Annotated in this window: 5 protein-coding genes; 3 read left to right on the top strand and 2 right to left on the bottom strand. The window is 61.4% G+C overall.

All coding sequences use genetic code 11. The features are described 5' to 3' along the window. Nucleotides 1-3: 3 nt before the first annotated feature. Together FPT15_RS26205 and FPT15_RS26200 are read left to right on the top strand one after the other, a co-directional pair. Entirely contained in the window at nucleotides 4-7785 is a 7782-nt protein-coding gene (locus FPT15_RS26205) for a non-ribosomal peptide synthetase (protein ID WP_145165725.1), read from the top strand. Nucleotides 7786-7849: 64 nt separating this feature from the next. Next, a complete protein-coding gene (locus FPT15_RS26200; RefSeq protein ID WP_372241499.1) occupies nucleotides 7850-18217 on the top strand; it encodes an amino acid adenylation domain-containing protein in 10368 nt (3455 codons plus the stop codon). Nucleotides 18218-18353: 136 nt separating this feature from the next. On the opposite strand, the gene FPT15_RS26195 is transcribed toward FPT15_RS26200, so the two are convergent. Then, nucleotides 18354-20732, bottom strand: a complete 2379-nt coding sequence (locus FPT15_RS26195; RefSeq protein WP_145165724.1) for a TonB-dependent siderophore receptor — start codon at nucleotides 20730-20732, stop codon at nucleotides 18354-18356. 153 nt (nucleotides 20733-20885) lie between these two features. Continuing rightward, nucleotides 20886-22538 carry a cyclic peptide export ABC transporter gene (locus tag FPT15_RS26190; protein WP_145165723.1) on the bottom strand — a complete coding sequence of 551 codons (1653 nt, stop codon included), beginning with the start codon at nucleotides 22536-22538 and terminating at the stop codon, nucleotides 20886-20888. 202 nt (nucleotides 22539-22740) lie between these two features. Between FPT15_RS26190 and FPT15_RS26185 the strand changes: the two genes are divergently transcribed. Next, on the top strand, nucleotides 22741-23568 hold the full coding sequence (locus FPT15_RS26185; protein ID WP_094950653.1) for a N(5)-hydroxyornithine transformylase PvdF: 828 nt from the start codon (nucleotides 22741-22743) through the stop codon (nucleotides 23566-23568). The last annotated feature ends 135 nt before the right edge of the window (nucleotides 23569-23703 follow it).

The raw sequence follows: 23703 nt of genomic DNA, 5'->3' as shown, positions 1-23703 counted from the left end.
ACCATGCTTTCCAACCCTAATATCGACCTGGTGTCGCGTTTTCTTCGCCTGCCTCTGGAACAGCGCCAGCAGTTTTACCAGCGCCTGCAAAGCCGGGGCATGAGTTTCGCTCAATTGCCGATTGCCTCGATTCGCGACGCCGGGCAACCCTTGCCGCTGTCATACGCCCAAGAGCGGCAGTGGTTCCTCTGGCAACTGGACCCACACAGCGCGGCCTATCACGTGCCAGGCGCCTTGCGCTTGAAAGGGCACCTGGATAAGCCGGCCCTGCAACGCAGTTTCGACACCCTGGTGGCGCGTCATGAAAGCCTGCGCACCCGTCTGCATCTGGACGACGAGCAGCGTACGCAGCAAGTGCTGGAGCACGCGGTGATTGAAATCGCCGAAAGCACCGTCGACGAAGCACACCTCAAAGCACGCGTGGAAGAGGAGATTGCGCGCCCCTTTGATTTGCAGCGAGGCCCGCTGCTGCGGGTCAGCCTGCTGGCACTGAGTGCGGATGAGCACGTGCTGGTGCTGGTGCAGCACCATATCGTCTCCGACGGCTGGTCGATGGCCGTGATGGTGCAGGAATTGATGCAGCTTTATGCCGCCTACAGCCAGGGTCAGGATTGCACGCTGGCGCCGCTGCCGATTCAGTACGCCGACTACGCGCTGTGGCAGCGCAGTTGGATGGAAGCCGGGGAGAAGGCGCGTCAGTTGGGCTACTGGCGTGAGCTGCTCGGTGGTACGCAACCGGTGCTGGAATTGCCGTTCGATCAGCCACGTCCGGCGCAGCAGAGTTTCCTTGGCGCCCGTCAGGATATTGCGTTGGAGCCGGCGCTGGTGGCGGGCTTGAAGGCCTTGGCCCAGCGTGAAGGTGTCACGCTGTTCATGCTTTTGCTGGCTTCGTTCCAGACATTTTTGTACCGCTACAGCGGCCAGCAGGACATTCGGGTCGGCGTGCCGATTGCCAACCGTAACCGGGTCGAAACCGAGTCGCTGATCGGTTTCTTTGTCAACACCCAAGTGCTCAAGTCCGACCTCGACGGGCAGATGACCTTTGTGCAGTTGCTCCAGCACACCAAGCGCCGTGCGCTGGAAGCTCAGGCCCATCAGGATTTGCCGTTCGAGCAACTGGTGGAAGCGCTGCAACCGGAGCGCAGCCTGAGCCATAACCCGTTGTTCCAAGTGATGTTCAACCACCAGGCGAGCGCGCAAAAAACGCAACAGCAATTGCCGGGGCTGGTGGTGGCCAATCTGGAGTGGGACACCCAAAGCGCTCAGTTCGATTTGAGCCTGGATACTCAGGAAACCGACGACGGTATCTGGGCATCCCTGACCTATGCCACCGACCTGTTCGGTGCTGCCACCGCGTCGCGCATGCTGGGGCAATGGTTGGGCCTGTTGCAGGCGGCGGTGGCCAACCCTGCATCGCCGTTGCAGGACCTGGCGATCATGTGCGCTGAAGAGCGCCAACGGCTCGTTTATCAATGCAATGCCACCGAGCGCGACTACCCGCAAGGGCAGTGGGTGCATCAACTGTTCGAAACACGGGTGCTGGTGCAACCGCAGGCCCTTGCTGTGTGCTTTGGCGATACGGCCTTAAGTTATGCCGAGCTGAACCGCCAAGCCAACCGCCTGGCCCATCGCTTGATGGAAGCGGGCGTCGGCCCCGACGTGCTGGTTGGCTTGGCCGTCGAGCGCTCCATAGAGATGGTCATCGGTTTGCTGGCAGTGCTCAAGGCCGGCGGGGCGTATGTACCGCTGGACCCGGAATACCCGCGTGAACGCCTGGCCTATATGCTCCAAGACAGCGGCGTGAAACTGCTGCTGACACAGGCGCACCTGCTCGGCCAACTGCCGGTTCCACAAGGTCTGGAAACGCTGGTGCTGGACGAGTCGCGGTTGGAAGGCTACAGCGAGGCGAACCCAGAGATCGTGCTGGACGGTGAAAACCTCGCCTACGTGATCTACACCTCGGGTTCCACCGGGCAGCCAAAAGGCGCCGGCAACCGGCACTCGGCGTTGCTCAACCGCCTGCAATGGATGCAGGAGGCCTATGGTCTGGACAGCGATGACACAGTGCTGCAGAAGACCCCCTTCAGTTTCGACGTGTCGGTGTGGGAGTTCTTCTGGCCGTTGATGAGCGGTTCGCGCCTGGTGGTCGCCGCGCCGGGTGATCATCGCGACCCTGCCAAGCTGATCAAGCTGATCAACCAGGAGAAAATCACCACACTGCACTTCGTGCCGTCGATGTTGCAGGCGTTCCTGCAAGATCCGGCGGTGTCCACGTGCCAGAGCCTGCAACGTATTGTGTGCAGCGGCGAAGCGTTGCCGGTGGATGCGCAGCAACAAGTATTGGCCAAACTGCCGCAAGCCGGGCTCTACAACCTGTACGGCCCGACCGAAGCGGCCATCGACGTGACCCATTGGACCTGCATTGAGGAAGGCCGCGACGCAGTGCCGATCGGCCGTCCGATTGCCAACCTCGGTTGCTACATTCTCGACAGCAATTTTGAACCGGTGCCGGTTGGCGTGCTCGGTGAGTTGTACCTGGGCGGCGTCGGCCTGGCGCGGGGTTACCACCGCCGCCCGGCGCTGACTGCCGAGCGTTTTATCGCTCACCCTTTTGTCACAGGCGAGCGCTTGTATCGCACCGGCGACCTGGCGCGTTATCGCGAAGACGGTGTGATCGAATACGCCGGGCGGATCGACCATCAGGTCAAGTTGCGCGGTTTGCGTATTGAGCTGGGTGAAATCGAAGCGCGCCTGCTGGAACACGAGCACGTTCGCGAAGCTGCGGTGGTGGCGGTGGATGGCAAATACCTGGTTGGCTACGTGGTGTTGCACACCGCTGCCGAGGGCTGGCGCGAAGTGCTTGGTGCCCACCTCGCGCAGCATCTGCCGGATTACATGGTACCGGCGCAGTGGGTCCCGGTTGAGCAGATGCCGTTGAGCCCCAACGGCAAGCTGGACCGCAAGGCCCTGCCCAAGCCCGAAGCCGCACAGCACTATGAAGCCCCGCAAAGCGCGCTGGAACAACGGATCGCTGCGATTTGGGCCGACGTGCTCGGTATTGAGCAGGTGGGCCTGAACGACAACTTCTTCGAGCGCGGTGGCGACTCGATCATTTCGATCCAGGTGGTCAGTCGCGCCCGCGCCGCCGGTATTCACTTCACCGCCAAGGCGCTGTTCCAGCATCAGACCGTACGCAGCCTGGCGCGAGTGGCGCAGTTGCAGGCCGCCCGCGTGATCGATCAGGGGCCGGTGCAGGGCGAGACGCCGCTGCTGCCTTTCCAACAGCTATTTTTCGCGATGCCGTTGCCGGACCGGCATCACTGGAATCAGTCCTTGCTACTGAGGCCACGCCAACCGCTGCACGCAGACCGGTTGCAAGTGGCCCTGCAATTGCTCGTCCAGCATCATGATGTGCTGCGCTTGAGTTTCAGCCAGCAGGCCGACCGTTGGACCGCTCGCCATGACGCGCCAATGGCGACCTTGCTGTGGCAGGAGACCGTGCAAGACGATGCCGAACTGCTGGCCCTCTGCGAGCGCGCCCAGAGCAGTCTCGACCTGCAACAAGGTCAGTTGTTGCGTGCGGTACTTGCCGACTTGGCTGACGGTTCGCAGCGTCTGTTGCTGGTCATGCACCATCTGGTGGTGGACGGGGTTTCCTGGCGCGTATTTCTCGAAGACCTGCAGAGCCTGTATCGCCAACACGCACTGCCGGCGAAGACCTCATCGTTCAAAGCGTGGGCTGAACGCTTGCAGGCCCATGCACGCAGTGAAGCGATGACACGCGAGAAGCAATTCTGGCTGCAACAGCTTCAAGGCATAGACACCGACTTGCCATGCCGCGACCCGCACGCCGCGCGCCCCGGTCGTTTGGCGCAGACGGTGGTCAGCCAGCTGGATGCCGAACGCACCCGGCAGCTGCTGCAACAAGCGCCCACGGCTTATCGTACTCAGATCAACGACCTGCTGTTGACCGCCCTGGCGCGGGTGATCTGCCAATGGACCGGGCAGGCATCAAGCCTGATCCAGCTGGAAGGCCATGGCCGTGAAGACCTGTTTGACGACATCGACCTGACCCGCACCCTGGGCTGGTTCACCAGCCTGTTCCCGGTACGGCTGACGCCGACCGCAACCCTGGCCGGCTCGATCAAGCAGATCAAAGAGCAATTACGCGCCGTACCCGACAAAGGCTTGGGTTTTGGCGCGCTGCGCTACCTGGGCGATGACGCTACACGCCAAGCGTTGAGCCAGCTGCCGGTGCCGCGTATCACCTTCAACTACCTCGGCCAGCTCGACGCCAGCCTTGATCAGCCGGACGCCTTGTTCGCCTCCGCCACGGAAAGTACCGGTGCCGAACAAAGCCCCGACGCGCCGCTGGGCAACTGGTTGACGCTCAACGGTCAAGTGTATGGCGGTGAACTGCAGGTGAGCTGGACGTTCAGCCCGCTGATGTTCGACTCCCACGTCATCGAAGCCCTGGGCGCTGCCTTTACCCGCGAACTCAGCGACCTGGTGGAGCATTGCTGCACACCTGGCAACAGCGGGGTTACCGCTTCCGACTTCCCGTTGGCGCGCCTGAACCAGCAACAACTCGAATCGCTGCCGTTGGCCGCCGATGCCGTGGAAGACATCTACACCTTGTCGCCGATGCAGCAAGGCATGCTGTTCCACACCCTCTATGAGCACGCAGCGGGGGATTACATCAGCCAGATCCGCGTTACGGCTGAAGGCCTGGATGTGCCGCGCTTCGAGCAGGCGTGGCAGGCCACCGTGCAGGCCCATGAGGTATTGCGCAGCGGGTTCTTCTGGGAGGGCCAGCTGGAATGGCCGTGCCAGGTCGTTTACCGCGAGGCGCCGTTAATGGTCGAGGAGCTCGACTGGCGCGCCATGCCCGAGCGTGAGCTTGAGTTGCACCATTTGCAGTTGGCCCAGCGTCGCCAGGGTTTTGATGTGACCAAGGCGCCGTTGGTGCGGTTACTGCTGGTGCGCACCGAAGACCAGCGCCATGAGCTGATTTACACCAGCCACCACATTCTGATGGACGGCTGGAGCAACTCGCGGCTGTTTGGTGAAGTGCTGCAACGCTATGCCGGTGTGGCAGTACCGCCCGCCATCGGACGCTATCGCGACTACATTGGCTGGCTGCAACAGCGTGATGCGGGCGCGACCGAAGCGTTCTGGCGCGAGCAGTTGAGCGCATTGCAAACGCCGACTCGCTTGGGCAGCAACCTGGCGCAGGCCGGTGAAGGGTATGGCGAGTATCAGTACAGCCTCGACCGCCCGTTGACGGCGCAGCTGGAAGCCTGTGCGCGCAGCAATAAGGTCACCCTGAATACATTGGTCCAGGCCGCCTGGCTGGTTCTGTTGCAACGGCACAGCGGGCAGTCGGTGGTGTCCTTCGGTGCCACCGTGGCCGGGCGCCCGGCGGAACTGGTGGGAGTGGAGCAACAAATCGGCCTGTTCATCAATACCTTGCCGGTGATCTGTGCGGTAGACGGGCAGCAGTCGGTGGCGCACTGGTTGCAGGCGGTGCAGGCGCAGAACCTGGCCTTGCGCGAGCATGAACATACTGCCCTTTACGATATTCAACGCTGGGCCGGGCAGGGTGGTGCGGCGTTGTTCGACAACATCCTGGTGTTCGAGAACTACCCGGTATCCAAAGCCCTGGAGCAGAGCGGCGGCAGTGGCATTCGGTTTGGCGAGCCCAAGGCGCATGAACAAACCAGCTACCCGCTGACCGTGCTGGTGGATATGGGCGAGACGCTGTCGCTGCAATTGAGTTTCGCCCATGCGCACTTCAATGCCTTGACCGTGCAAGGTTATGCCCGTCATCTGGTCAACCTGCTGCAGGCCATGGCCAATGACCAGGGGCAACGCCTGGCTGATTTGCCAATGCTCGACGCCGCCGAGCATCAGCGGGTGGTCCATGACTGGAATGCCACGGCACGCGATTACCCGTTGCAGCGTTGCGTGCACGCATTAATCGAAGAACAGGTCGCCCGTACACCGCAGGCGCCGGCATTGGCCTTTGGTCAACAGCGCCTGAGCTACACCGAACTGAATTGCCGTGCCAACCGCTTGGCTCATCGCCTGATAGCGGCCGGTGTGGGCCCGGATGTACTGGTGGGCCTGGCTGTGGAGCGCTCAATCGAAATGGTCGTCGGCCTGCTGGCGGTACTCAAGGCCGGCGGCGCCTATGTGCCGCTGGACCCGGAGTACCCGCGCGAGCGCCTGGCCTACATGCTCGAAGACAGTGGCGTTAAGCTGTTGCTGACCCAGGCGCATCTGTTGGAGCAGTTGCCGGTTCCATCCGCACTGGACACCCTGGTCCTGGGCGAGTCCTGGTTCGAGGGCTATAGCGAAGCGAATCCCGGTGTCGCATTGGAGGGCGAAAACCTCGCCTATGTGATCTACACCTCGGGCTCCACCGGCCAGCCCAAAGGCGCCGGCAACCGCCATTCGGCCCTGACCAATCGCTTGCAATGGATGCAGGACGCTTATGCCCTGGATGTCAGTGACACCGTGCTGCAAAAGACTCCGTTCAGCTTTGACGTGTCGGTGTGGGAGTTCTTCTGGCCCCTGATGACTGGCTCACGCCTGGTGGTTGCCGCACCTGGGGATCACCGCGACCCTGCCAAGCTGGTCAAGCTGATCAATGCCGAGCAGATCACCACAGTGCACTTTGTGCCGTCGATGTTGCAGACGTTCCTGCAAGACCCCATGGTTGCAACCTGTCATACCTTGCACCGCATCGTGTGCAGCGGCGAGGCGCTTGCAGTGGACGCGCAGCAGCAAGTGTTCGCCAAGCTGCCGCAGGCCGGGCTCTACAATTTGTACGGCCCGACCGAAGCGGCTATTGATGTGACCCACTGGACCTGCGTCGATGAAGGCCGCGATGCGGTGCCGATCGGGCGCCCGATCGCCAACCTGGGTTGCTACATTCTCGACAGCCACTTCGAACCCGTCCCGGTGGGCGTGTTGGGCGAGTTGTACCTGGGTGGCGGCGGCCTGGCCCGCGGTTACCACCGTCGCCCCGGCTTGACTGCCGAGCGCTTTATTGCCCATCCGTTTGTCGCCGGTGAGCGGCTGTACCGCACCGGCGACCTGGCCCGCTATCGTGCGGACGGCGTGATCGAATACGCCGGCCGCATCGATCATCAGGTCAAGTTGCGCGGTCTGCGTATTGAGCTGGGTGAAATCGAGGCGCGCCTGCTGGAACACGAGGCGGTGCGTGAAGCCGCGGTGTTGGCCGTTGATGGCACCTACCTGGTGGGCTACCTGGTGCTGCAACACGCCACTGACGACTGGCGTGACGTACTCAGCGCGCATCTGGCCCAACACCTGCCGGACTACATGGTGCCCGCACAGTGGATGCTGCTCGACCACATGCCCCTGAGCCCCAACGGCAAACTGGATCGTAAAGCCTTGCCCAAAGCGGATGCCCACTTACAGGTGCGCGAATACGTCGCGCCGTCCAGCGAACTGGAACGGCAGATCGCCGCGATCTGGGCCGAGGTGCTGGAAATGGAGCGAGTGGGTTTGAACGACAACTTCTTCGAGTTGGGCGGGCATTCGTTGCTGGCGACGCAGGTGGTTGTGCGGCTGCGCGAGCAATTGCACGCCGAATTCGACGTCAAATCGATTTTCACCACACCCACCTTGGCAGACTTCAGCGCCTACGTGGCGGCCCAACAGGCAAATAATTCGCCTGTGCAGGACGCATTGGCTAAATCCTTGGAGGCCCTCAAACGTCTATCAGCAGAAGATTTGGATAAATTGATTTCCTGAGGGGCGTGGCGTGCAAGCATTAATCGAGTCGGTAGGTTCACTTTCGGCGCAACAAAAGAAAGCGTTGGCGGTAATGCTCAAGCAACAAGGCATCAACCTGTTTGAGATTGCCCCGGTTTTCAAGCGTCAGGAAGGCGAGCCGCTGCGACTCTCTTATGCCCAGGAACGGCAGTGGTTTTTGTGGCAACTGGAGCCGCAGAGCCCTGCCTACCATTTGCCACGGGCGCTGCGTTTGAAAGGCCAACTTGATCGGGCGGCCTTGCAGCGCAGCTTCGATGCCTTGGTTGCCCGCCATGAAAGCCTGCGCACCCATCTGTATCAGGATGTTGACCGAGTGTTGCAGGTGGTCCGCCCGGAACTTCACGTTGACGTTGCTTACGAAGCCGCCGATGCGTTGCCGCTTGAGGCATGGGTGCAAGCGCAGGTCGCCCAACCTTTCGACCTGGAGCAAGGCCCCTTGCTGCGGGTGAAGGTCCTGCAATTGGCACCGGATGAGCACGTGCTGGTACTGGTGCTGCACCATATCGTGTCTGATGGCTGGTCGATGCAGGTTATGGTCGATGAGCTGGTGCAGTTGTACGTTGCCTACAGTCAGGGCAAAGACGTGCGGCTGCCCGAGTTGCCGATTCAATACCCGGACTACGCGCTGTGGCAGCGCAGTTGGATGGAGGCAGGGGAGAAGGAGCGCCAGCTGGGTTACTGGCGTGAGCGCTTGGGCGGTGAGCAGCCAGTGCTGGAGTTGCCGTTGGACCACCCACGGCCGGCGGTTCAGAGCTACCGTGGCGCGCGTCTGGATATCAGCCTGAATGCGGCGCTGGTCAATGGTCTCAAGGCGTTGGCGCAGCGCGAGGGGGTGACCCTGTTCATGCTGTTGCTGGCGTCGTTTCAGACGCTGTTGTATCGCTACAGCGGCCAGTCGGATATCCGTGTTGGTGTGCCGATCGCCAACCGCAACCGCGCAGAAACCGAACGTCTGATCGGGTTTTTCGTCAACACCCAGGTTTTGAAGGCTGATATCGACGGGCAAATGACCTTCAGCCAAGTGCTGGCCCAGGTCAAGCAGCGAGCTCTGGATGCCCAGAGTCATCAGGACTTGCCCTTTGAACAATTGGTCGAGGCTTTGCAGCCCGAGCGCAGCCTGAGCCACAACCCGCTGTTTCAAGTGATGTTCAACCACCAGACCGAAGGCCATAAAGCGCAGGCCGCACAGCAATTGCCGGGGCTTGCGTTGGAGGCGTTGGCGTGGGGCGATCAGAGCGCGCAGTTTGACCTCAGCCTGGATACTCAGGAGACGCCCGAAGGCCTGGCGGCGTCGTTGACCTATGCCACCGACCTGTTCAACGCGGCCACTGTTGAGCGCATGGCGCAGCATTGGCAGGCACTGTTGCGGGCCGTAGTTGCAGGCGCGGGCGATCGCGTCGCGCAACTGCCGATGTTGACCGATGATGAGCAGTGCGGCCTCTTGCAGGACTGGAATCACAGTGCTGCGGCGTTCGTGGAACCCGCAGGCGTGCACGGCCTGTTTGAGGCGCAGGCGCGGCAACAGCCTGAGGCTATCGCCTTGTGCCTGGGCGAGCAGTCCATCAGCTACGCCGAGCTGAACCGGCAAGCGAACCGCCTGGCCCATTACCTGATCAACCAGGGCGTTGGCGCCGAGGTGATGGTGGGCGTGGCGGTGGAGCGCTCGTTTGCCATGGTGGTCAGCCTGCTGGCGGTGCTCAAGGCCGGGGGCGCTTATGTGCCCCTGGATCCGCAATACCCGCGCGAACGCCTGTTGCACATGCTTGAAGACAGCGCCGTGCGCCTGGTGCTGTGTCAATCGTCAGTGCCATTGCCGCTTCCGGAGCAGATTGCGCGGCTGGATATCGATCGCATCGATGGCGTGCTGCACGGCACCTCCGAGGTCAACCCCCGGGTCTGGGTCGATCCACAGAGCCTGGCCTACGTGATCTACACCTCCGGTTCCACCGGCAAGCCCAAGGGCGTGGCGATCAACCACGCGGCACTCACGGAATTCTCGAGTATTGCCGCCGGCTATTCGCAGTTGTCCCCAGCGGATCGCGTGTTGCAGTTTGCAACCCTGAACTTCGATGGGTTCGTGGAGCAGTTGTACCCGGCGCTGACCCACGGCGCCACGGTGATCCTGCGTGGCCCCGAGTTGTGGGACAGTGCTCGGTTGTATGAGGAAATCATCAAGCAGGGCATTACCCTGGCCGACTTGCCGACCGCCTACTGGAACCTGTTTCTGCTCGATTGCCTGGCGGCCGGGCCGCGCGCTTACGGCGCGCTTCGCCAGGTCCATATCGGCGGTGAAGCCATGCCGCTGGAGGGGCCGGCGCAATGGCTGAAAGCCGGCCTGGGCCATGTACGATTGCTCAATACCTACGGGCCGACCGAAGCGACGGTGGTGTCGAGTGTGCTGGACTGCACCTGCAGCAGTGAAGTCATCGGCGCCACGGCCAGCCCCATTGGCCGCTCATTGCCGGGCCGCGCTTTGTACGTGTTGGACCGCGACCTGAACCTGGCGCCGTTGGGGGCGGTCGGCGAACTGTACATCGCCAGCCGCTGTGGCTTGGCACGTGCCTATTTGAACCGCGCACTGCTTACGGCTGAGCGCTTTGTGCCGGACCCGTTCGGTGCAGTCGGCGAGCGTCTCTACCGCACCGGCGACTTGGCACGCTACCGCGCCGACGGCGTGATTGAGTATGTGGGGCGGGTCGACCACCAGGTCAAAATCCGCGGTTTCCGTATCGAACTGGGCGAAATCGAAGCGCTGTTGCTCGCCCAGCACGGGGTGCGCGAAACATTGGTGCTGGCGGCTGACAATCAACTGGTTGCCTACCTGGTCGCCGAGCAGCACGACGCCGAAGCGCTCAAGGCCAGGCTGCGTGAACAGCTGCCGGACTACATGGTGCCGGCCCACCTGGTCTTCCTTGACCGCATGCCGTTGAACCCTAATGGCAAGCTGGACCGTCAGGCGCTGCCCAAACCCGACGCCAGCCAATCGCTGCAGGCCTGGGTTGCACCGGTCACCGAGCTGGAGCAGCAGATAGCCGCCGTGTGGGCGCAAATCCTCGGCGCAGAGCGGGTCGGGCTGACCGACCACTTCTTTGAAATGGGTGGCCATTCGTTGTTGGCGATGCAGGTGGTTTCACGCCTGCGCCATGCATTGGGACGTGAAGTGCCACTCAAGCTGGTATTCGAGCAACCGCGTCTTGAAGGCTTCGCCGCAGCGTTGCACGCATTGGAAGCGGTCGAGGGTGAACAGGCGCCGGCACTTGTGCAGGTCGGACGCGATCAACCGTTACCGCTGTCTTATGCCCAGGAGCGCCAGTGGTTCCTCTGGCAGCTGGACCCAGGCAGTGCCGCGTACCATATCCCCAGTGCCCTGCGCCTCAAGGGGCCGCTGGATACGTCGGCGTTGCAGCGCAGTTTCGATGTGCTGGTCGCTCGCCATGAAAGCCTGCGCACTTACGTCGAACCGCAACCGGACGGTGCACGGCAAGCTATTCGCCCGCAGATGGCGTTGCCCATCCAGTGCGTAGACGTGCACGAGCACGACGTGCAGGCGCAGGTAGAAGCCGAAATCGCGCGTCCGTTCGACCTGCAAGCAGGGCCTTTGCTGCGCGTGACGTTGCTGCGTGTGGCACAGGATGACCACGTACTGGTGCTGGTGCAGCACCATATCGTCTCCGACGGTTGGTCGATGCAGGTAATGGTTGATGAGCTGGTGCAGCTCTACCAGGCGTTCAGTCAGGGGCAATTGTTGCAATTGCCGGCGATGCCGATTCAATACGCCGACTTTGCCGTATGGCAGCGTAACTGGATGGACGCTGGTGAGAGGGCGCGCCAACTGGCCTACTGGCGCGAACTGCTGGGTGGCGAGCAACCGGTATTGGAATTGCCGTTCGACCACCAACGCCCCGCGCAACAGAGCCATCGCGGCGCGCGCCTCGATGTGCCGTTGCCCGCCAGCCTGGTCGACAGTCTTAAAGCCCTGGCCCAGGCTCAGGGCGTGACGATGTTTATGCTATTGCTGGCCTCGTTCCAGGCGTTGCTGCACCGCTACAGCGGCCAGCAAGACATCCGCGTCGGTGTGCCGATTGCCAACCGCAACCGCGTTGAAACCGAGCGCCTGATTGGCTTCTTCGTCAACACTCAGGTACTCAAGGTCGACCTCGACGGGCCTATCACTGTTGCCGAGCTTCTGGCCCAGGTCAAACAACGTGCGCTAGATGCCCAGGCCCACCAGGACCTGCCGTTCGAACAGCTGGTGGAGGCCCTGCAGCCGGAACGCAGCCTGAGCCTCAACCCGTTATTCCAAGTGATGTTCAACTATCAAAGCGAAGGGCGCTTGGGCGCGCAGTCGCAGACGCTGTCCAATTTGCGCATTGAAGGCCTGGAGTGGGAGCGCCGTACCGCGCACTTTGACCTCGATCTGGATGTGCATGAAAGCTCCGAGGGGCTGTGGGCTTCGCTGGGCTACGCTACCGACTTGTTCGAGCCTGCGACCCTCGAGCGCATGGCGCGTCACTGGCAAAACCTGTTGCAGGCGATGGTTGCCGATGTGCAGCAGAACATTGGCCAATTGAACCTGTTGGACAGCGATGAGCAGCAACACATTCTGAACCTGTGGGATCAGACCGACGCAGGCTTCTCGGCCGAGCGTCTGGTGCATGAGTTGTTCGCTGATCGTGCGCGGGAAAACCCGCATGCAGTGGCGGTCAAGTTCGACGCGCAGACCTTGTCCTATGGGGAATTGGACCGCCAAGCCAACCGCCTGGCGCATGCGCTGATCGCCCGTGGTGTCGGCCCGGAAGTGCGCGTGGCCATCGCCATGCCGCGCAGTGCCGAGATCATGGTCGCGTTCCTCGCGGTCATGAAAGCCGGTGGTGTGTATGTACCGCTGGATATCGAATACCCACGTGATCGCCTGCTGTACATGATGCAAGACAGCCGCGCGAAGTTGTTGCTGACGCACACCAGTGCCTTGCAGCAACTACCGATACCGCAAGGCCTGGACAGCCTGGCGATTGATCGCACCGAATTGTGGTGTGATTACAGCGATACCGCGCCCGAGGTGCAGTTGGACGGCGACAACCTCGCGTACGTGATCTACACCTCAGGCTCCACCGGCATGCCCAAGGGCGTTGCCGTTTCCCACGGCCCGTTGGTGGCGCATATCATCGCCACCGGCGAACGCTATGAAACGTCCCCCGCCGATTGCGAACTGCACTTCATGTCCTTCGCGTTCGACGGCGCCCACGAAGGCTGGATGCACCCGCTGATCAATGGCGCCAGTGTGCTGATCCGCGACGATAGCCTGTGGCTGCCGGAATACACCTACGCACAAATGCACCGCCATAACGTGACCATGGCCGTGTTCCCGCCGGTGTACCTGCAACAGCTGGCTGAACATGCCGAGCGCGACGGTAACCCACCGCCAGTGCGTGTTTACTGCTTCGGCGGTGACGCAGTGGCGCAGGCCAGCTACGACCTGGCGTGGCGTGCGCTGAAACCGACCTACCTGTTCAATGGCTACGGCCCGACGGAAACCGTGGTCACGCCGCTGCTGTGGAAAGCCCATCGTGGCGACCCCTGCGGCGCCGTCTACGCACCGATTGGCACACTGCTGGGCAACCGCAGCGGCTATGTGCTGGATTCGCAACTGAACCTGCAACCAATCGGCGTGGCAGGTGAGTTGTACCTGGGCGGGGAGGGCGTGGCTCGCGGTTATTTGGAGCGTCCGGCACTGACTGCCGAGCGCTTCGTGCCGGACCCGTTCGGCAAACCTGGCAGCCGTGTGTATCGCAGCGGCGACCTCACCCGTGGTCGCCCTGATGGTGTGGTGGATTACCTCGGCCGCGTCGACCATCAGGTAAAAATCCGTGGGTTCCGTATCGAGCTGGGCGAAATCGAAGCACGTCTGCGCGAACAGGACAGCGTCGGTGAAACCGTGGTTGTGGCCCAGGAAGGTCCGACCGGCAAACAGCTGGTGGCGTATGTGGTCCCCGCTGACCCTGCGTTGATCAACGCGGTCGAATTTCGCGAAGCCCTGCGCAGAGCGCTCAAAGCCTGCCTGCCGGACTACATGGTCCCGGCGCACTTTGTGTTTTTGACGCAAATGCCATTGACCCCCAACGGCAAGCTTGATCGCAAGGGCCTGCCGAGGCCGGATAAAGCGCAGTCGCAGGGCGTGTGGATTGAACCGGTCACGCCATTGCAGCAGCAGGTGGCGGCGATCTGGGCTCAGGTGTTGGGGGCCGAGCGTATTGGTCTGACGGACCACTTTTTCGAGCTGGGCGGGCACTCGTTGCTGGCCATGCAGGTGATCTCCCGAGTGCGTCAACTGCTTGAGCGCGAAGTGGCGCTGCGTACCTTGTTTGAACAGCCGCAACTGGAAGGGTTTGTGCTGGCACTGCAGGCCGCTGATCGTGACTTGGCGCCGCCGATGGTGGCGATCGAGCGGGACCAGCCGTTGGTGCTGTCATTTGCGCAGGAGCGCCAGTGGTTCCTATGGCAACTGGACCCTCACAGCGCTGCCTACCATATTCCGAGTATTTTGCGCCTGAGCGGTCAGCTTGATCAGCAGGCCTTGCAATGCAGTTTTGACGCGCTGGTCGCACGGCATGAGAGCTTGCGCACCCGTATCGACCAGCAGGATGAGGCTGTGGTGCAAGTGATTCACCCGGCCGAACCGGTGCTGATTACGCGTGTAGACGCCCTTCAAAGCACGCTGCAGCAACAGGTGGAGGCCGAAATTGCCCGGCCTTTCGACCTGCAGCAAGGGCCACTGCTGCGCGTCACGCTGATGCGTCTGGCCGAAGACCTGCATGTGCTGGTATTGGTGCAGCACCATATCGTCTGCGATGGTTGGTCGATGCAGGTTATGGTCGATGAACTGGTGCAGTTGTATGGTGCTTATCGCCAGGGCGAGGTGGCGCAGTTACCGGCGTTGCCGTTGCAGTATGCCGATTACGCGCACTGGCAACGCCAGTGGATGGCGGCCGGGGAGCGTGAGCGCCAATTGACCTATTGGCGCGAGCTGCTGGGTGGCGAGCAACCCGTATTGGAGCTGCCGACGGCGCGTGCGCGCCCGGCGGTGCAAAGCTATCGTGGCGCGAGCCTGGACGTCGAGTTGCCAGCGCAACTGGCCGCCGGGCTCAACGCCTTGGCGCAGCGCGAAGGTGTGACGGTGTTTATGCTGTTGCTCGCGTCATTCCAGAGCCTGTTGTATCGCTACAGCGGCCAGCAGGACATTCGCGTGGGTGTGCCGATTGCCAACCGCAACCGTGTCGACGTCGAACGTCTAGTGGGTTTTTTCGTCAATACCCAGGTGCTCAAGGCCGACCTCGACGAGCAAATCACCGTTCGCCAGTTGCTGCAGCAGGTCAAGCGCCGCAGCCTGGATGCCCAGAGCCACCAGGACCTGCCGTTCGAGCAATTGGTCGAAGCGCTGCAGCCGGAGCGCAACCTGAGCCATAACCCTTTGTTCCAAGTATTGTTCAACCACCAGAGCGATGCAGGCCTGGCCACTCAAGGCCGATACTTGCCTGACTTGCGTGTGGAAGGCCTGGACTGGGGCAGCCAGACCGCGCAGTTCGACCTGAGCCTGGACACCCAGGCATCGGCGGATGGCATCTGGGCCACACTTACTTATGCAACTGACTTGTTCGAGCCTGCCATGCTTCAGCGCATGCTTAAGCATTGGCAGAATATCCTGCAAGGCATGCTCGACGACCCGCAGCAGCGGGTCAGCCAGCTGCCGTTGCTGGACCGCACAGAGCAACGGGTGGCGCTGCAAGACTGGAACGCTACCGAGCAGGACTATACGCAGCAGCCCGTTCATCAATTGATCGAAGCACAGGTCGAGCGTGCCCCGCATGCACCGGCTTTGGTCTTTGCCGAACAACGCCTGACCTACGCCGAGCTCAACCGCCGTGCCAACCGCCTGGCCCATCGTTTGATGGAGGCGGGTGTCGGACCGGATGTATTGGTTGGGGTAGCCGTAGAGCGTTCGATTGAAATGGTCGTCAGCCTGCTGGCGGTGCTCAAGGCCGGTGGCGCTTACGTACCGCTCGACCCTGAATACCCGCGCGAGCGTTTGGCCTACATGCTGCAAGACAGTGGCGTGAAGCTGTTACTCACGCAGGCGCATCTTTTGGAACAGCTGCCGATTTCCCCAGGGCTGGACTGCCTGGTGGTAGGGGAATCCTGGTTCGAGGGTTACAGCGATGCCAACCCTGGCATCGCGCTGTATGACGAAAACCTCGCTTATATGATTTACACCTCAGGCTCCACCGGCCAGCCCAAAGGCGCTGGTAACCGTCACTCGGCGCTGACCAACCGCTTGTGCTGGATGCAGGACGCGTACGCGTTGAGTGCCAGTGACACAGTCTTGCAAAAGACGCCGTTCAGCTTTGATGTATCGGTGTGGGAGTTCTTCTGGCCGCTGATGACTGGCGCGCGCCTGGTGGTGGCCGCACCCGGTGATCATCGCGACCCCGCCAGGTTGGTGGCGTTGATTAACGCCGAACGCGTCACCACGCTGCACTTCGTGCCGTCGATGTTGCAGGCTTTTCTGCAAGACACCGCGGTTGACACCTGCCATACCTTGCAGCGCATCGTGTGCAGTGGCGAAGCGTTGCCGGTGGACGCGCAACAGCAGGTTTTCTCCAAACTGCCGCAGGCCGCGTTGTATAACCTGTATGGGCCAACTGAAGCGGCTATCGACGTGACCCACTGGGTGTGCGTCGACGAAGGGCGTGACACGGTGCCCATTGGACAGCCAATCGCCAACCTGCGTACCTACGTGCTGGACGCGGATCTGCAGGCGGTTGCCGTGGGCGTGGCGGGCGAGCTGTACTTGGGCGGTGTCGGGTTGGCGCGCGGTTACCATCGACGTGCGGGGCTCACGGCTGAGCGGTTTGTCGCTTCGCCTTTCCAGCCGGGTGAGCGTTTGTACCGCACCGGCGACCGCGTGTGCCAACGAGCCGACGGGGTTATCGAATACCTTGGGCGACTGGATCATCAGGTCAAGCTGCGAGGCCTGCGTATCGAGTTGGGCGAGATTGAGGCGCGCATCCTCGAACACCCACAAGTGCAAGAGGCCTCGGTGCAGGTCATCGACGGCAAGCAGCTTGTGGGCTATCTGGTGTTGCAGGCCCCGAGCGAGCGCTGGCGCGAATCCCTCAGTGCGTATCTTCTGGCGCATTTGCCTGACTACATGGTGCCGGCGCAATGGGTGCTGCTGGCGCAGATGCCTCTGAGCCCGAATGGCAAGCTGGATCGCAAGGCATTGCCGGCGCCCGGTGCGGATCAACATGATCGCGCCTACCAGGCGCCGCAGACTCCGCTGGAACAACGCCTCGCGGTTATCTGGCGCGAGGTACTGGGCGTTGAGCGAGTGGGGTTGAATGACAACTTCTTTGAACTGGGTGGGCACTCGTTGCTGGTGCTGATGCTCAAGGAGCGCATTCGCAAGGCCACCGGAACAGTGCTGTCAGTCAGCCAATTGATGCTCAACCCGACAGTGGCGGGGCAGGTGGCTTGCCTGGGAGGCGAGACCCGCCACTCGCTGATCGTCAACCTCAACAGTCAGACCCAAGGCACGCCATTGTTTCTGTTCCACCCCAGCTACGGTTCGGTGCATTGCTATAAGGCCATTGGCCTGGCGCTGCGCGATCAGCGGCCGGTGCTTGGTGTGATCAGTCGGGCCTTGGTTGAAGAGGGCGGTGACGTGCCCGGCTGGCAGGCCATGGTTGAGGACTACACCGCCCAGCTGCTCGACGCCGTGCCGCAAGGCCCGTATCGCCTGGCCGGCTGGTCGCTGGGCGGCAATCTGGCCATGGAGGTCGCGTATGCGCTGGAGCAGGCCGGGCGCGTGGTGGAGGTTGTTGGTTGGATCGACGCATCGCCGCCGTATTGGCTCAAGGCGTATTGGGAAACGGCGGTGGTGGCTGATGACAGTGAGTTGCCGGTAAATCAGCGGCGTGTCGAGCTGTTACAGGTCATGTTCCCGGAGTCGAGCCAATCGATCCAGGCTGCCTGGTTGCAAAGCCAGACGCTTGCGGGCGAAGAGACTCAGCAATGGCAGGCCTTCAGTACCTGGGCCGAAGGTGCGCTGGGTGACACTTTCCTGGAGATCAAGAGCACCTTGCTTGAAGGGGATGAAGCGCAGGTCTCCTGGGAGCTGGACCGCACTTTGGGCCAGCGCCTCAAGGACGCTGATTTCAAGCCGATCAACGCGCCGATCAGTTGCTGGTGGGCTGCCGCAAGCCGGGCTGGCCAGCATCGTCAGTTGATAGAGGCAAGCATGGAGCAGGTCATGGGCCGGCCGTGCATTCAGCAGTCAATACTGATCGACTCTACCCATGATCGAATCATCGATAACGCCGCGTTCGTGCAGAGCTTTGCTGATGCAATGAAGTAACGCTCTGGACAAAAAGCAACGCCCCTGGACCTTTGCCCAGGGGCGTTTTTTTATGGGCGTTATTCAACACAGCGTCTTTTTCAACGGGCAATAAAAAACCCCTGGTCATCGGCGATGACCAGGGGCTCGTGCTGGATCAGAAGTTCCAGCGGGTACTGAGCATCACATTACGCGGGTCACCGTAGTAAGCCGAGTTATAGAAGCCGATGTTGGTGTAGTACTTCTTGTCGAAGATGTTGTTGACGTTGAGGGTTGCCGACACGTTCTCGGTCACCTGGTAGCGGGCCATCGCGTCCACTACCCATAGCGGGTCCTGGGAGAAGTTTTCCTGGGTGCCTTTAGCGTAGTTGTTCAGCAACTTCCAGCCGGTACCCTGCCAACGTACGCCGCTGCCCAGGGTCAGCTTGTCCAGTGGGCCGGTGAGCTTGTAACTGGTGTAGAGATTGACCTGGTCTTCCGGTTCCCAGGTGGAGAGCTTCTCACCCTGTTTGTTGCGCATGATCTTGTGGGTATAACCCGCTTGCAACTGCCAGCCTGGCGCCAGTTCGCCGGAGATTTCCGCTTCGTAGCCCTTGGTTTTGGCTTCGGTACCTTTGGACGCGTAATCCAGCCCGGGGTAGCTGTTGGGGATGTAGTCGTCGTCATCGATTGCGCGGTTTTTCTCATGGACTTCGAAGTAAGCCAGGCTCGAATTCAGGCGGCCATCGAAGAACTCACCTTTGATGCCGATCTCGTAGTTCTTGCCTTCGTCCGGTTCGAGCGGCTTGTCGTTGCGGTCGCGGTAGTCGTCTTGCGGCAGGTAAATCTCGGTGAAGCTGGCATAGGCCGAGAAGTTGTCGTTGAGGTCGTAAGTGATACCCGCGTAAGGCACGACCTTGCCGGTGTCCTTGACCTGGCTGGTGCCGCTGACTTCGTAGTTGTTGACCCGGGTGCCGAGGATCAGGTGCAGGTCATCCGCCAGACTGAAACGCCCGGTGATGTAGCCGGCGCTCTGGCGGGTCAGCTCGTCGTTCTTTTTGGTTCGGGGGCCACGGTCCGGTTTGGGCGCGTCGCCGTCCCAGTTGAAGTAGTCGTGGCTGTTGTTGTAGTTGGTGGCGTTGGTGTAGTCGTTGCCCAGCCAGCGCGAGCGCGAGACCGAGGTGCCGACGACCAGCTCGTGTTCACGCCCGAACAGGCTGAACGGGCCGGTGGCATACAGGTCGCCGGTGTCACTGGTGGTTTCACCGATGTAGGTGCGGGTCAGCAGTGAGGCTTTGCCCGTAACCGCGTCTGGCGACAGCAGGGCCGACAGCGGTGCTTTATAGCCGTTGATCTGGTGGTTGTACTGCGCCTTTCCGACCCAGCCGTTGTCGAACGTGTGTTCCAGGGTTGCGAAGCCCGTGCGTGTGTACTGCTTCCACTTGCTGTACTTGGCGCCGTTGTTGAAGGAGCGCGGCGTGCTGATACGATTACCGGCTGAGTCAAATAACGAGGCCGCACCGGACCAGCTGGAACCCTGCGGGTCGCTGTCCTGATAGTCGCCACCGATGGTCAGCAACGTGTCCGGCGCCAGGTCGAATTCGAGGATGCCGTAGTAGACGTTGGTCTGGCGCTGATAGTGATCGAGGAACGTATGTTTGTCCTGGTAGGCCGCGACAGCGCGGCCGCGCACATTGCCGGACTCGGTCAACGGGCCGCTGACATCGATTTCGGAGCGATAGTTATCCCAGGAGCCCGCCCCCAGGTCGACATAGCCTTTGAATTCCGATGTCGGTTTTTTACGCACCATGTTGATGGTGCCACCCGGGCCGCCGGCGCCGGTGAGTAGGCCGGTGGCGCCCTTGAGAATTTCGACGCGGTCGTAGATCACAGTGTCGGTCAGGGTGTGACCCGACGAGTATTGGGCATCCTGCAGGATCGGGATGCCGTCGTACTGAAAGTTCTGGATGGCGAAGCCACGCGAGAAGTAGCTGGTGCGCTCGCTGTCGTAGGTCGACACGGTGATGCCCGGCGTGTGTCGCATGACGTCGTCGATCGACTTGAGGTTGAAGTCGTCCATGGCCTGACGGGTCACCACGGAGATCGACTGCGGCGTCTCGCGCGGGCTCAATACCATGCGGGTCGCGGTGGCAATGGTGCCGGGGGTGTAGGAGCCGGAACCTTCAGTGATGGTCCCCAACTGGTTGGCCGTGACCTGGGTCGCGCCCAGCTCCAGCGCCGACGTTTTCGCAGCGCTGATGGTAAACGAGTTGCCTTGCAGGTCGTAACTGACGCCCGTGCCCGTCAGCAAGGTGGTCATGGCCTGATTGGGTTGCAACTTACCCTTGATCGGGTGGCTTTGTTTGCCTTCTACGTCGGTCGGGCTGTACAGCACCTGCAAATTGGTCTGACGGCCGAATTCCTGAAGCGCGCTCCCCAGCGGCTGCGCAGGTACGTTCAGTTCGACTTCCTGAGCCTGCACGTAACCCGCGACCGGCAATGCCATTGCAAAGGCAATGGTGCTTGGCAGGATAGGGATGTTCAAGAGGCGGCGCATGGAGAGTGCCTTGCTCAAGGGACTCAGACCGAACGTTGCTGGCATGGATGCATTCTCTTCTAGATTTTAAGTGGGCAGTTCTAAGTGTTTATTGAGGTCAATTCTCATTACCACTAGTGAGACGTTCCTATCCCAAGAAACCGGAAAAAAACTTCATGCCGGCTCCAGCTCGGGCACCACCTTGCCCGCGCGCAGACGCACCAACTGGTCGGCGACATCGAAATAGCGGTCGTCGTGGCTGATCACAATGATGGTTTTGCCCAGGCGTTTGAGGTCGGGCAGCAGCTCGGTGTAGAACACGCGACGGAACGCCGGGTCTTGATCGGCAGCCCATTCGTCGAACACCAGCACAGGGCGCTCTTCGAGCCAGGCATTGACCAGCGCCAGCCGTTTGCGCTGGCCGGTAGATAGGTCGGTGGTACTGAATACGCCGTCTTTGACGCTGACCTTGTGCGCGATTTCCAGGCGCTCCAGGTACTTGGCCGCGCTGTCCAGCGATTGAGTAGCGCTGCCCTGAACCAGATCGTCGAACAGGTAATAGTCGGCGAACACGGTGGTGAACAATTGGCGATAGTCATCGCGCACGGGGTCGGTCACGGTTTCGCCATTGAGCCGGATTTCCCCTGTCTGCGGTTGATACAGGCCTAGTAACAGTTTGATCAGTGTGGTCTTGCCGCAGCCGTTCTCGCCGACGATAAACACGATATCGCCCTGCTTGATGCTCAGGTTGATCGGCCCCAGGTGGAACGGCTCGCTGCCTTCCACCGGCGGTGGGCTGTAGCTGACGCCGCGCAGTTCTAGGCTGTTGACCACCGGTGTTGGCGCCTCGCTGCCGTCCATCAGCAAGTGCGGTTCGGGGGACGAGAAGCGATCAGACAGCTCGGTAATTCGCGCAAAGGCAATCCGCGCCTTGCCGATGATCGGCAGGTACCCGACCACGTGTTCGAGCGGGCCTTTCATGTACAGCAACACCAGCACGAAGCCGGTGATCACCGCAGGGTCAGGGTTGGGGCTGTAGGCTTGCATGGCCAGGGCCAGGCCGATGACCACGAAAAACAGCATCGAGCCGAAGGTTTTCGCCACGATGTAAATATTCACGGAGCGCACCTGGATATCGCTGATCTGGTCGGCGGTTTCCTGAATGCGGTGGGTGTTCATGCGGTAGCGTCGCGGCCGGTGGATGCGCAGCTCTTTGGCGCCCGAGGCAATTGCCGAATAGTAGCGTTGCAGTTCGTCTTCCAGATCACGGGCTTCGTCGAAGCCGCGTATGCCTTTGTGGCCGGCAATGAACTGCACGCTGCTGCCGATGACAATGGCAACGATCATCATCAGGAACATCGGCACCGACAGATAGGCCAGGTAACCCAGGCAGCCAAGGGTCACCGTGGTAGCGATGGCCAGCGGCGTGAACGCAAAGGAGAAATCGCTGATGGTGTCGACGTCGTGGGTGAGTACCGGAATCAGGCGGTGGGCTCGGTAGCGCTCGATCTGCTCGATGGGTGCCGACAGCACTTTCTCGCCCAGATCCTTGCGCAAGGCGGCGATGATCCGTTGGCCCACATAGTTGGTGCCGATATCCGAGACGATAGAGCTGGTCAGCGCCAACAGGCACAGCGCAGCAAAGGTCAGGATCACGCCCTGGGTCATGCCGGTGGTGGAGTGCAGGGCATTATTGATAGTCGCCAGCAGCAACGTGATGGCCAGCCCCCCCGCCATGCCGAGGGCGACGGAGACCGTCACGATAGTGCGAAAAGGCCTGAGCAATGCGAGCAAACCGTTGAAGGCGCCGCGCTTGGGGTCGGTCATAAGTACTTCCCGGAAAGTGAAAAAAAGGGGGGCTGGGCACACAGACCCTTACCCATGACAAACGAAGTTCCGTCGCGACTATTTAGCTCGGCAGGCCGGGCGATGACGCGGTGGGATAAATCGGCCGTGTCCTGGTTCGTTCTTGTGCTGTAGGCGCACGTGCATCGACGCCGCGCGCAGTCCATTCAGCGAGAGCGAAACAATGACGAAAAAGAACCTGGTGTATGTGTGGTCCCTGCGAAATGCCGCAGCCGACAAGGCCGGGCAGCCGGTGGCCTACAAGGACCACGAGCGCTACATGAAGTCGGTGCTGGAGTTTTTGGTGGGCTCGTTGAACGACACCCCATTGGGCGAGGCGTACAACCTGGTTGGCGTGGTGTACGACGATGACGAACAGAACCCGCGCGACCAGCAACTGGTCAGCGATTACGGCTTTGCCTACAAACCAGGCCGCCAGTGGCTGTACCCGGCGGATCTGCAAGTGCAGGGCCGGTTGGTCAACGATTTGTTGCTGAGCGTGCCGTCCACCTATCGCCGTTTGCCACGCGGCAGCGCCGAGCACATCGCCGGCAAGCAGGATTTCGAGCGCCGCCTGCACGACACGCTGGTGGAATTGAAGGCCGATATCGTCGTGCTGGATGGTTTGCTGGTGATTCTGGATGAGTTGGTGCGGCCAGGCGCGCCGTTTGCGCGGCGCATCATGAACATTCACCCAGGCATTACGCGCATCGAATCGCCTTACGAGCGCCGCGGCGCGTATGCCACCTGGAACGCGTTATATGGTGCGCGCGGGCAAACCGTGGTGGATTGGGCGACCAAGGCCACCACGCCGTCCGAGCCGCTGTACCTCACCGGTGCGTCGTTCCACTACGTGGATAACGGCATTGATTCGGGTGAAGTGTTTCACGACGTGCTGAAAACCGAGATCTCGCCCGAGGACACCATCCTCGAACTGCGCTGGAACAACTTCAACAACAGCCTGTTCCCGGCGTTGCACGAAGGCTTGGAGTTGTTGGCCAAGCAGGCCTGAACACAGCCCTATGGGTACCTACAGAACCAAAATGTGGGAGCGGGCTTGCCCTCGAAGGCGGCGGCCCCATAGATAAAGGGGTGACTGACACACCGCTATCGCAGGCAAGCCAGCTCCCACATTTGAATGGTGGTG

Source organism: Pseudomonas sp. RGB (assembly GCF_007713445.1).
Taxonomy (GTDB): domain Bacteria; phylum Pseudomonadota; class Gammaproteobacteria; order Pseudomonadales; family Pseudomonadaceae; genus Aquipseudomonas.
Note: the sequence above shows the minus strand (reverse complement) of the source record. Positions and strands in the feature narration are given on the sequence as shown.